The 12051-nt window shown below is 69.5% G+C and carries 5 protein-coding genes; 2 read left to right on the top strand and 3 right to left on the bottom strand.

The genetic code is table 11. The annotated features are described in order from the left end of the window. Positions 1-38 precede the first annotated feature (38 nt). Positions 39-7220, bottom strand: coding sequence for a DUF7507 domain-containing protein (locus tag ACQCO7_RS18285; RefSeq protein WP_464072857.1), 7182 nt, complete (start codon positions 7218-7220; stop codon positions 39-41). A gap of 206 nt (positions 7221-7426) precedes the next feature. On the opposite strand from ACQCO7_RS18285, the gene ACQCO7_RS18290 reads away from it, so the two are divergent. Together ACQCO7_RS18290 and ACQCO7_RS18295 are read left to right on the top strand one after the other, a co-directional pair. Beyond that, positions 7427-8446 carry an expansin EXLX1 family cellulose-binding protein gene (locus ACQCO7_RS18290; protein WP_464072858.1) on the top strand — a complete coding sequence of 340 codons (1020 nt, stop codon included), beginning with the start codon at positions 7427-7429 and terminating at the stop codon, positions 8444-8446. 49 nt (positions 8447-8495) lie between these two features. After that, positions 8496-9164 (top strand): pyridoxine/pyridoxamine 5'-phosphate oxidase, encoded by a 669-nt coding sequence (locus ACQCO7_RS18295; protein WP_464072859.1) that lies wholly within the window; start codon positions 8496-8498, stop codon positions 9162-9164. A gap of 1 nt (position 9165) precedes the next feature. On the opposite strand, the gene ACQCO7_RS18300 is transcribed toward ACQCO7_RS18295, so the two are convergent. After that, on the bottom strand, positions 9166-10653 hold the full coding sequence (locus ACQCO7_RS18300) for a flavin monoamine oxidase family protein (protein ID WP_464072860.1): 1488 nt from the start codon (positions 10651-10653) through the stop codon (positions 9166-9168). Positions 10654-10840: 187 nt separating this feature from the next. After that, positions 10841-12037 (bottom strand): flavin-containing monooxygenase, encoded by a 1197-nt coding sequence (locus ACQCO7_RS18305; protein ID WP_464072861.1) that lies wholly within the window; start codon positions 12035-12037, stop codon positions 10841-10843. Between the last annotated feature and the right edge of the window lie 14 nt (positions 12038-12051).

The following is a 12051-nucleotide window of genomic DNA, read 5'->3' on the forward strand; positions in this document are numbered from 1 at the left end:
CCCGCCACCCGGCGGACGCCCCGTTTCTCAAGCGGTCACTACTCCCCGCGTCGGCGCCGCACGGCCAACAGCAGGCCCCCACCCGCTGCGGCCAGCGACACCGCGAGGCCGATCAGCAATGGGTCGAAGTCGTCGCCGGTGTCCGGGAGTTCCGGCGTCGGCGGCGGCTCCGTCGTCACCGTGACGGTCGAGGTCGGCGGCACCGGCGGCTCGCCGCCACCCGGCACCCGTGCCGTACCCGTCGCCGCGTTGCTGACCTTGCCGGACTTCGCGTCGGCCTCGGTCACGACGTACGTGGCCGTGCAGGTGACGCGCTGCCCGGGGATCAACTTGGCTGCGGAGTCGGGGCAGTCGATCGCGGACACCTTGCCGGTACCGGTGAACTCGGTCTCCACAGGCCGCACATCAGTCAGCGTGACATTGCCCGTGTTCGCCAGCAGGAACGAGTACGTGATCGTCTCGCCCTTCTTCACCTTGCCGCTCGGCGACGCGGTCTTCGTCACCTTGAGGCCCGGCTTGGAGTCCGTGGGGACCGTGGTCCTGCCCGGCGGTGAGATGACCGGCGTGTCGGGGCCGAGGGGCGGAACCCCGGTGGCGGTGGCCGAGTTGGAGATCTTCCCGGCGTCCACGTCGTCCTGGGTGACCTTGTACGTCGCCGTACACGTCACCGAGACACCCGGCGCGAGCGCCTTGGCCCCGTCCGGGCAGAACACCTCGGACAGCGTGCCGGACCCGGTGAACTCCCCTTCCTGGACGCCGACTTCTTTCATCGTGACGTTCCCGGTGTTGGTCACGACGAACGAGTACGTGATCGTCTCACCGAGCACCAACTCGTTCTTGTCGGCGGACTTCACCACCGACAGCCCTGGCTTGGAGTCCGCCGGCACCTTCGTCGTCCCCGGCGGCGACTCGACAGGGTCCCCGCCGAGCGGCGGCTCCCCGGTGACGGTCGCGGAGTTGGCCAACTGCCCTGCATCGACGTCGGCTTGAGTCACCACGTACGTCGCCGTACAGGTCACCGACTCGCCCGGCGCCAACGACTTCGCCGCGTCCGGGCAGGAGGGCACCGACAGGACACCCGTCCCGTTGAAGTCCCCTTCTCGCACAGTGATGTCGGTGAGCGTGACGTTCCCGGTGTTGGTCGCCTCGAAGGAGAAGGTGATGGTCTCGCCCGCCACCAACTCCTGCTTGTCAGCGGTCTTCTGGACCTCAAGACCCGGCGTCTGCGTCCCGGTGACCGTGTTCGGCGAACTCGGCGGCGACCCGATCGGCGTGGTCGTGCCCGGCGGAACTCCGGTCCCCTTCGCCGTGTTGGTCAACTTGCCCGCGTCCACATCGGCTTGGGTGACGACGTAGGTAGCGGTACAGGTCACCGACTCACCGGGCGCGAGCGACTTCGCCGCAGCCGGGCAGGCGATCTCGGACAACTTCCCGGTACCGCTGAAGTCGCCTTCCTGGACGGCCACATCCTTCAGCGTCACATTCCCCGTGTTCGTCGCCTTGAACGAATACGTCACCGTCTGCCCGACCACCAGATCCGTCCGGTCGGCGGACTTCTCCACCTTCAGGCCCGGCTTGGGGGTACCGGTCAGGGTCGTCGTACCTGGGGGGTAGTCCTGCGGGGTGGAGGTATGAGGGGGCGTACCTGTGGGGGTCGCGGAGTTGGTCAACTTGCCCGCGTCCACGTCCGCTTGGGTGACGACGTACGTCGCGGTACAGGTCACCGAGGCCGCCGGTGCCAGCGAACTCGCCGCGTCCGGGCAGGTGATGCCGGAGAGCTTCCCCGTACCGCTGAAGTCCCCCTCCTTCACCCCGACGTCCTTCATCGTGACGTTCCCGGTGTTCGTGACCTTGAACGAGTACGTCACCGTCTGGCCGACGACCAGATCCGTCCGGTCGGTCGACTTCTCCACCTTCAGACCCGGCGTCCGCGTCCCGGTGACCTTGGTGGGCGGGACCGGCGGCGACTCGATCGGCGTCGTCGTGCCCGGCGGAACGCCGGTCCCCGTAGCCGAGTTGGTCAGCGAACCCGCGTCCACATCGGCCTGCGTCACCGTGTACGTCGCCGTACACGTCACCACCGCACCCGGCGCCAGCGACTTCGCCGCGTCGGGGCAGGTGACGGCCGACATCGTCCCCGTACCGCTGAAGTCGCCCTCCTCGATGGTGACGTCCTTCAGCGTGACGTTCCCGGTGTTCGTGGCCTTGAAGGAGTACGTCACCGTCTGCCCGGCCACCAGATCCGCGCGGTCGGCGGTCTTCTCCACCTTCAGACCCGGCTTCTGGTCCACGTTCACCGTGGTCGACCCGGGCGGCGAGGTGATCGGGGTGTCCCCCTGCGGAGGTACCCCCGTAGAGGTAGCCGAATTGGTGATCCTCCCGGCGTCCACGTCCGCCTGCGTGACGGTGTACGTCGCCGTACACGTCACCGACGCACCCGGAGCCAGCGATTTCGCCCCGTCCGCGCACACGATCTCCGAGGGGGTACCCGTACCGCTGAAGTCCCCCTCCTTCACCGAGACGTTCTTGACGGTCACGTTCCCCGTGTTCGTCACCGTGAAGGTGTACGTGACCACGTCCCCGAGGACCACCAGCGTCTTGTCGGCCGTCTTCTCGACCTTCAGGGACGGCGTCTGCGTCCCCGTGATCGTGTTCGGCGAACTCGGCGGCGACCCGATCGGCGTGGTCGTGCCCGGCGGAACGCCGTTCGCGGTCGCGGAGTTGGTCAACTTGCCCGCGTCCACGTCCGCCTGAGTGACGACGTACGTAGCCGTACACGTCACCGCCGCGCCCGGCGCCAGCGACTTCGCCGCGTCAGGGCAGGTGACCGCCGAGATCGTCCCCGTACCGCTGAAGTCCCCTTCCTCGACAGCGATGTTCGCCAGCGTGACGTTGCCCGTGTTGGTGACCTTGAACGAGTAGGTCACCGTCTGCCCGGCGACCAGGTCCCTGCGGTCCGCCGCCTTCTCCACCGTCAGCGACGGCGTCTGCGTCGCCGGCACCTTGGCGGTGGACGGCGTCGAGGTGATCGGCGTCGTCGTGTTCGGCGGAACCCCGCTGCCCGTCGCGGTGTTGGAGATCGTCCCCGCGTCCACGTCCGCCTGCGTGACGGTGTAGGTAGCCGTGCAGGTCACCGAGGCGCCGGGGACGAGGGTCCGTACCGTGTCGGGGCAGGTGATCGCGGACATGGTCCCCGTACCGCTGAAGTCGCCCTCCTGGACGGCGATGTCGGTCAGCGTGACGTTGCCCGTGTTCGTCGCCTTGAACGAGTACGTGATCGTCTGGCCCAGCACCAGATCGTCCTGGTCGGACGTCTTGACCAGCGTGAGGGCCGGCTTCTGCGTACCCGTCAGGGTTGTCATACCTGGGGGGTAGTCCTGCGGGGTGGAGGTATGAGGGGGCGTACCTGTGGGGGTCGCGGAGTTGGTCAGCTTGCCCGCGTCCACGTCCGCCTGAGTGACGACGTACGTAGCCGTGCAGGTCACCGCCGCACCCGGCGCCAGGGGGCCACTCGGGCACGTGATCGCGGACATAGTCCCCGTACCGCTGAAGTCCCCCTCCTTCACCGAGACGTCCGTCATCGTGACGTTCCCGGTGTTGGTGACCTTGAAGGAGTACGTCACCGTCTGCCCGGCCACCAGATCCGCGCGGTCGGTCGACTTCTCCAGCTTGAGGCCGGGCTTCTGGTCCACGTTCACCGTGGTCGACCCGGGCGGCGAGGTGATCGGGGTGTCCCCCTGCGGAGGTACCCCCGTAGAGGTAGCCGAGTTGGTGACCTTCCCGGCGTCCACGTCGGCTTGGGTCACCGTGTACGTCGCCGTACACGTCACCGACGCACCCGGCGCCAGCGACTTCGCGTCGTCCGAGCAGACCGGGGCCGACATGCTCCCCGTACCGCTGAAGTCCCCCTCCTTCACCCCGACGTCCGTCAGCGTGACGTTGCCCGTGTTCGTCACCGTGAAGGTGTACGTGACCACGTCCCCGAGGACCACGGACGTCTTGTCGGCGGCCTTGGTCAGCGTCATGCCCGGCCGCTGCGTCCCGGTGATCGTGGCGGGCGGGCTGGGCGGCGAGGTGACCGGCGTCGTCGTCCCCGGCGGGACGCCGGTCGAGGTCGCGGTGTTGGTCAACTTGCCGGAATCCACGTCGGCTTGGGTGACGACGTAGGTCGCCGTACACGTCACCGCCGCACCCGGCGCCAGCGAACTCGCCCCGGCAGGGCAGGAGATGGCCGACATCGTGCCCGAGCCGGAGAACGAACCCTCCTGCACAGCAACGTTCTTGAGCGTGACGTTCCCGGTGTTGGTGACCTTGAAGGAGTACGTCACCGTCTGGCCGACGACCAAGTCCGTGCGGTCGGCCGACTTCTCCACCGTCAGCGACGGCGTCCGCGTCCCGGGGACCGTCGTCGTGGACGGCGGCGAGGGGACCGGCGTGGTGCCCTGCGGCGGAACGCCGGTCACGGTCGCGGAGTTGGCGAGCCTGCCCGCGTCCACGTCGTCCTGCGTCACCCGGTACGTCGCCGTACAGGTCGTCGTCGCGTTCGGCGCCAGCGTCGTACTCGGGCAGGAGATCGCGGACAGCGTCCCCGTACCCGTGAAGTCGCTCTCCTGCACGGCGATGTTCTTCATCGTGACGTTGCCGGTGTTCGTCACCTTGAAGGAGTAGGTGATCGTGTCACCCAGGACCAGGGACGTCTTGTCCGCCGACTTCACGACGGTCAGCGCGGGCTTCTGCGTCCCGGTGACGGTCGTAGTACCCGGGGGTGAGGTGATCGGCGTGGAGGTATTAGGGGGTGTCCCCGAGACCGTCGCCGAGTTGGTGAGCTTCCCGGCGTCCACGTCCGCCTGCGTCACCGTGTACGTCGCCGTACAGGTCGTCGAGGCGCCCGGCGCGAGCCAGTTGCTGGGGCAGGTGATCGCCGACAGCGTTCCGGTGCCGGAGAACCCGCTCTCGTTGACGGCGAGGTTCGTGATGGTGACGTTCCCGGTGTTCGTAGCCCTGTAGGAGTACGTCACCGTCTGCCCGGCCACCAGGTCCATGCGGTCGGTCGACTTGGCGACGGTCAGCGCGGGCCGCTGCGTCCCGGTGATCGTGTTCGTCGGGCTCGGCGGCGACGAGATCGGTGTGCTGGTGTTCGGCGGAATGCCGGTCGCCGTACCGGAGTTGGTGAGCTTCCCGGCGTCCACGTCCGCCTGCGTGACGGTGTACGTCGCCGTACACGTCACCGACGCGCCCGGCGCCAGCGAGCCTCCCGGGCAGGACACGGCGGGCGTGCCGCCGCTGCCGGAGAAGCCCGTCTCCTTCACCGCCACCCCCGTGAGGGTGACGTTCCCGGTGTTCGTAGCTCTGTAGGTGTACGTCACCTGCTGGCCGGCCACCAGGTCCGTGCGGTCGGCGGTCTTCGTCACCGCCAGCGCGGGCCGCTGGGACGTCGTCACCGTCGTCGTCGCGCTCGGCGGCGACGGCACCGGCGTGCTGGAGTTCGGCGGAGTGCCGCTCGCGGTCGCGGTGTTGGTGATCTTCCCGGCGTCCATGTCGGCCTGCGTCACCCGGTACGTCGCCGTACACGTCACGGACGCGCCCGGCGCCAGCGAACTCGCCCCGGCGGGGCAGGAGACGGCCGGAGTACCGCCGCTGCCCGAGAAGTCGCCCTCCTGCGCGGCGACGTTCCGCATCGTGACGTTGCCGGTGTTCGTCACCCGGATCGAGTAGGTGATCGTGTCCCCGACGGCCACGTTCGTCTTGTCCGCCGACTTCGCCACCGTCAGCGACGGCCTGGCCGTGAACGGCACGACGGCGGTCGACGGGGTCGAGGTGACGGGTGTGCCGTTGTTCGGCGGAGTGCCGGTCGCCGTCGCGGTGTTGGAGATCGAACCGGCGTCCACGTCCGCCTGCGTGACCGTGTAGGTCGCCGAGCAGGTCAGTGAAGTCCCGGGTGTGAGCGCGACGTTGGGGCAGGAGACCGACGGAGTGCCGCCGCTGCCGGTGAAGTTGGTCTCGTTGATCCTGACCGGGCTCAGCGTGACGTTGCCGGTGTTCCTGACCGCGAACGAGTAGTGCAGGGTCTGTCCGGCGTTCAGGTCACCCGTTTCGGCAACCGTTTTCTGCACGGACAGCGCCGGGTTCTGCGAGGCCGTCACCGTCGCCGTGGAGGCGTTCGAGACCGGCGCGCTCATCCCGCTGGGCGGAGTCGCGGTCGCCGTCGCCGTGTTGGTGACCCGGCCCGCGTCGACGTCCGCCTGGGTCGCCGTGTAGATCACCGTGCAGGTCACCGACGCGCCCACCCCGACGCTCCCCGCAGGACAGGAGACCGAGGGCTTGGTACCCGTACCGGAGAAGGAGGACTCGTTGATCCTCGGGTCGGTGACGGGTACCTCTCCGGTATTGGTCACCTGGTAGGAGTACGTCACCGTGTCCCCGGCCTTGGAGATCTGGCTCGGGGCGGCGGACTTGGCGAGGGAGAGGGACGTCTGCGCGGGGGTGATACCGAGGATCTGGCCCCACCCGTCGGTGGTGGTGCCGCTGCCCTCGTACCCGTAGTTCAGCGTCAGGCTGGTGATCGTCGACGTCGTCGTACTGACGTCGTAGGCACCACAGGCGAACGCGGTGCAGCTCTCGGTCACCGGGGTGGTGCCGACGTACTGATTGGGGTTGACGACGCCCACCGTCCGGCCGCTGTTCCAGATGCCCGCGCGGGCGGACTGCGAACCGGAGGAGTCCAGGCTGAAGGTGCCGGACTGGAGAGTGATCGGGTGGTCGTGGTAGGTCGTCACCGTCGTCGACGAGGTGTGCGCGCCGACGTCCGCCACGTAGAGGACCGGCGTGCGCACCGGCCGGGAGAACGTGTAGGTGACCGAACCACAGCCGTTCACCGCTGTGTTGGAGCAGTTCGTGATGAGGTACTTCAGCGCCGCCGTGCTGCTGGTGGGCAGGTAGGACGGCCGGGAGCCGGTGTTCATGATGTCGCCCTGGCCGTTGCCGGTCATCGCCCCTGAGGCGGTCACCGTCACCACGACCCCGCTCGGGGTAGTACCCGTCGCGGTGTTCCCGTTGACCGACCAGCTCGCCGGATACTCCGACCCCGCCGGAACCGCCGCCGCCGTGGCCGCCCCCAGCGGGGGGAGCCAGGACAGAAGCAGCGCGAGGACGGCCAGCAGCACGGCCAGGAAATGCCGGGAGCGCGGTCTGTCCGGACCTCTGCCTCTCCGATACGTCACCACGTACTCCCACCTGCTGTCTGATCAGCCGAAACTCCCGTCACAATCGCTATCTCTTATCATCACGATTAAATTAACCAGACAGGCATAAATACGTTTCTGTACGGATTCCCTCGCTCGGGCGAAGAAGAGGATCCGTCCGCCCGGCAACCTTTCGCGGCTCGGTGACCACCAAGGGGTAGTCCAACCCGACCTAAGGACCACCCGTGGCATCGTCATCCCACCGGCGCAGCCGGTCCCGGCGCCCGTCCGGCGCGCTCATATCCGTGCTCGCCGTGGCCGGTATCGCCCTGCTCGTCTCGCTCGTCGTCGCGTTCCGGCCCGGCGGCGGGGACGACGTCAAGGAGCGCGCCGGAGCCGGGAGCGCCGTCGAGGAACAGGCCGGGAAGTCCTTCCCGTACCCCTCGGGCAGCCCCTCCCCCAGTACGTCGGTATCCCCCTCCCCGAGTACTACGGGTTCCCCCTCGCCCTCGGCCTCCCCCTCCGGAGCTACCCCCGCCAAGTCCTCCCCGAAGCCCTCCACCGCCCCGTCCACCGGCGGCCGGGCCCAGAGCGGCAGCGGTAGCGGCGGCAGCGGCAGGGTCGCGAGCGCGGGCAGCGGTGACGCCCCGCTCGCCGACCGCATCAGGCCCGGCCGGACCTACCAGGGCGTCGCCACGGCGTACGACGTCGGCGACGGGAACGGCGCCTGCTCCTTCGGGCCGACCGGCGACATCCTGACCGCCGCGATGAACACGGCCGACTACGAGACCTCGAAGGCGTGCGGCGCGTACGTCAAGGTCAGCACGGGCACCGCATCCATCACCGTACGGATCACCAACGAGTGCCCGGCGCCCTGCGCGCCCGGTCAACTCGACCTGAGCCAGGCGGCGTTCGCGAAGCTGGCGCCGCTGAACGTCGGGCGTATCCCGATCTCGTGGAAGCTGGTCGGCGCGAATACCGGCGGGAACCTGTCCGTGCGGTACAAGACCGGGTCGTCCCAGTACTGGTGCGGCATCCAGGTGCTCCGGCACCAGAACCCCGTGGCCCGGCTGGAGGTCCGCAGCGGGGGTGCGTGGCTGCGGCTGGAGCGGACCACGTACAACTACTTCCTGTCCGAGCAGGGGGCCGGGTGCGGGGGCTCGATCCGGATCACCGACATCTACGGGGAGCAACTCGTCGTGGACGGCATCTCGGTGAAGCCGGACGTCGTGCAGGGGACGGGCGTGCAGTTCCGGCAGCGCTGAGCGGCGGCGTACCCCGGAAGTCGTACGGGGTCCGTTCGATAATCGGCCCATGACCAGTGATCTGCCCCGCCTGCTGCGCACCCTCTGGGTCTGGGCGCCCGAGGCGACCAGCCTCCCGGCGTTCGACCCGGACGGTGCCCCCGCGTCGCCCCTGTCCCTGTTCGCGGCCTGGTTCGCCGAGGCCGTGGCGGCGGGTGAGCGCGAGCCGCACACCATGTCGCTCGCGACGGCGGGCGAGGACGGCCTCCCGGACGTGCGGATCGTCATGCTGCACGGCGCCGACGAGCGGCACGGCTGGTCGTTCGCCACCCACTCGACCAGCAGGAAGGGCCGTCAGCTCGCCGAACGGCCGTACGCGGCCCTCGCCTTCTACTGGCCGTCGCTCGGCCGCCAGGTCCGTGTCCGGGGCCGGGTGACGACGGCCCCGGACACGGAGTCCCAGGCGGATCTGCACGCCCGCTCGACGGGGGCGCTGGCTGCCGCGCTCACCGGACGGCAGAGCCAAGTCCTGCCGTCGCTGGGCGAGTTGGCGACCGCCTCCGAGGAGGCGTGGGAGCGGGCGGCACGGGACCCCGAGGCCCCGTCCCCGACCTGGACGCTGTACCAACTGGCGCCGGACACCGTGGAGTTCTTCCAGGGCGACGAGCGGCGCAGGTACGTACGGCTGGAGTACCGCTGGAACGAGGGGAGTTGGGAGAAGGTGCTGCTCTGGCCCTGATTCAGAGCGCCGCCAGGACCTCCCGCGCGACCCGCTCCCCCGACCGCACGGCCCCGTCCATGAACCCCATCCAGTAGACGGACGTCTCCGTCCCGGCCCAGTGGATGCCGCCGACCGGCACTCTCAACGACCGTCCGTACTGGGTGAGTACGCCGGGCGCGGCGATGGATACGGGGCCGCCGCGCGTGTACTGCTCGTTGTTCCAGCGGTGCAGGGCGAAGGAGGTCGGGGTGGCGGCCTTGGCGCCGAAGTAGGTGGTGAAGTCCTTGAGGACCGCCGCCCGTACGTCCGCCTCGCTCGCCGCGTCCAACTGCCGTGCCTTGTCAGCCTCGATGAAGCCCATGAGGGCACCGAAGGACGCGTCCGGCGGGGAGTTGTCGAACGTGGAGCTGATCACGCCGCTGTCGCTGACGACTTGGCCGTTGAGACCGTCGGCGCGCCAGAAGGGCGTGTCGTAGACCGCGATCGCCTTGGCGACGGAGGCCATCGGCAGGCGCTGCGTCAACTGGTCGCGGGCGGCGGGCATCAGGGGGTCGTACGCGATGCGCGCGGCGAGCGGCGGGGGTACGGCGACGATGACGCGGGACGCGGTGACCGTCGTGCCGTCCGCCGAAACGACGTACCGGGAACCGGACTTGGCGATCGAGCGGACCGGCGCGTTCAGGACGACGCGGTCGCCGAGGGTCGCGGCCAGCTTGACCGGGACCTGTTGGGAGCCGCCGACGAACCTCAACTCCTGGGCGCCCTTGGCGGTTTCGGTGAGGCGTTCCAGGGTGCCGGGGTTGTTCGCGTCGCCCGCGCCGGCGATGTAGTAGAGGACGAAGAGCAGGGAGAGTTCGCGGGGTTCGGCCGAGAAGATCGAGGTACAGGCCACGTCCAGAAGGAACTTGGCGGACGGGACGACCGCGTTGGCGCGCAGCCAGGTCTCGAAGGTCTGACGGTCCCATTCGTCGGCCTTGGGCGCGGACCAGGGTGCGTCGACGGGGACCTGCTTGGCCATGTCGTTCAACGAGGCTTGCACGATGGCCGCGTTGGCGAGTCCGGCGAGGTCGACGGGCGGGACCGAGCCGAGGGCGCCGTCGGTGGCGTACGGGGTCTTCTTGCCGTCCTTGTAGAGGAGGTTGTTGCCGGTGTTGTAGGTCGCGAAGGTGTCGACGCCGAGGGAGTCGGCGAGCGCCTTCATGCGGGTCTGCGTCGGGCCGATGAACTCGCCGCCGCCTTCGGTGACTCCGCCGTTCGCGAGCTTCAGGTTCAGCACCCGGCCGCCCACCCGGTCGCGGGCCTCCAGCACGACGACGGTCTTTCCGGCCGCCACCAGGTCGCGGGCCGCCGTCAGCCCGGCGAGCCCGGCGCCGACGATCGCGACGTCGACGTCACGGGTGGCGGTCGCCGCCTGCGCGGAGGCCGTACCGGTGGCCGTCGCGGCGAGGGTGAGGGCGCCCGCGCCTCCGATCAACTTCCGGCGGGAGAAGGGTCTTTCGCTTGCCACGTGCGGCCTCCGGGGGGTGGTCGGCAGAACTCTGCGCAACTTGCCGGAACGGGAAAGCTGAGAATTGTTCACGTTCCAGCGCGCATTCTGGCGACTCGCGCCGCCGCGCGACAGTTCTCCGACCCCGCCCACCCGTCACATCCGACACATGTACAACAGGCGTACTACTGCGATGAGTTGAGGTTCCCTACGCTCGCAGGTCGCGGGCGATCCGCTTGGCGATGCGCTCCGCGTCCAGCCCCACCTCGCGGAACGTCCCGCTGATCGGCGTGACGAACCCGGTGAAGTACAGCCCGGCCGCGTTCTTCGGCGACCGCGCGCCGTTCACCACCGGCCGCCCGTCCTCGTCCAGGACGTCGAGGTGGCCGACGAGCCCTTCCAGCGCACGGGAGTAACCGGTTGCGGCAATGACCGCGTCGACCTGCGCCCGCTGGCCTCCGGCCAGCAGTACCTCCCCCTCCTCGAACCCCTCGACGGCGCCCACGACCTCGACCTTGCCCTTGCGGATCGCGCTGATCAGGCCGACGTCCTGGACGGGGATCGCGCCCGCCTTGGCGCGGCTGTAGAGGCCGGTGTCGGGCCGGGGGAGGCCGTGCTCCGAGAGGTCGGGGATGCTCAACTTGGCCATGGGGCGGGCGAGTCGGTCGACCACGGCGGCCGGCAGGCGGCGCACGAGGATGCCGGTGTACTGCGCCGCCCAGCCGGCCGTCGAGCGGCGCACGAGGTGCGGGACCGTCCGGACCGCGAGCAGCACCCGGGCCGCGCCGTTCTCCACCAGGTCCACGGCGATCTCGGCGCCCGTGTTGCCGATGCCGACGACGAGGACGTCCTTGCCCTTGTACCGGGCACCGTTGCGGTACTCGACGGCGTGCGTCAGCGGGCCGGCGTACGACTCTCGTCCCGTCCACCCCGGGAGGTACGGGGTGTGGTTGTAGCCGGTCGCGACGATCACCGCCGAGCCGGTCAGCTCACGTCCCCCCGTAGCTCTCAGGAGCCAGCCGGTGCCATCGGGGGCGCGCTCGACGTCGGAGACCTCGACGCCGGTGACGATGTCCAGCTCGTGGTGCTCGACGTACTTCTCCAGGTACCGGACGACGTCCGCGCGGGCCACCCAGCGGCCGAACTTGCGCGGCATCGGCAACCCCGGCAGGGCCGAGAGGCGCCGGGTCGTGTGCAGATGCAGACGGTCGTAATGGCGGCGCCAGGAATCGCCCACCCGGTCGGCCTTCTCCAGCACGACCGCGCGGATCCCCTTCTGCTTCAGCGCGTACGCCGCGGCGAGACCGCCGGGGCCGCCTCCGACGATGTAAACCGGGCGGTCGGCCGGGGTGGGGGCGGTGTGCCGGGACGGTATCGGCGCTGTGGATTCGCTGGGTTGTGCCATAGTCGCGAGCTTGA

The organism is Streptomyces saintjeani (assembly GCF_055409605.1).

Bases quoted from the DNA above. Each gene is read 5' to 3' on its own strand.
- ACQCO7_RS18305 (WP_464072861.1), bottom strand. From the start codon at position 12,037: ATGGCACAACCCAGCGAATCCACAGCGCCGATACCGTCCCGGCACACC.
- ACQCO7_RS18295 (WP_464072859.1), top strand. From the start codon at position 8,496: ATGACCAGTGATCTGCCCCGCCTGCTGCGCACCCTCTGGGTCTGGGCG.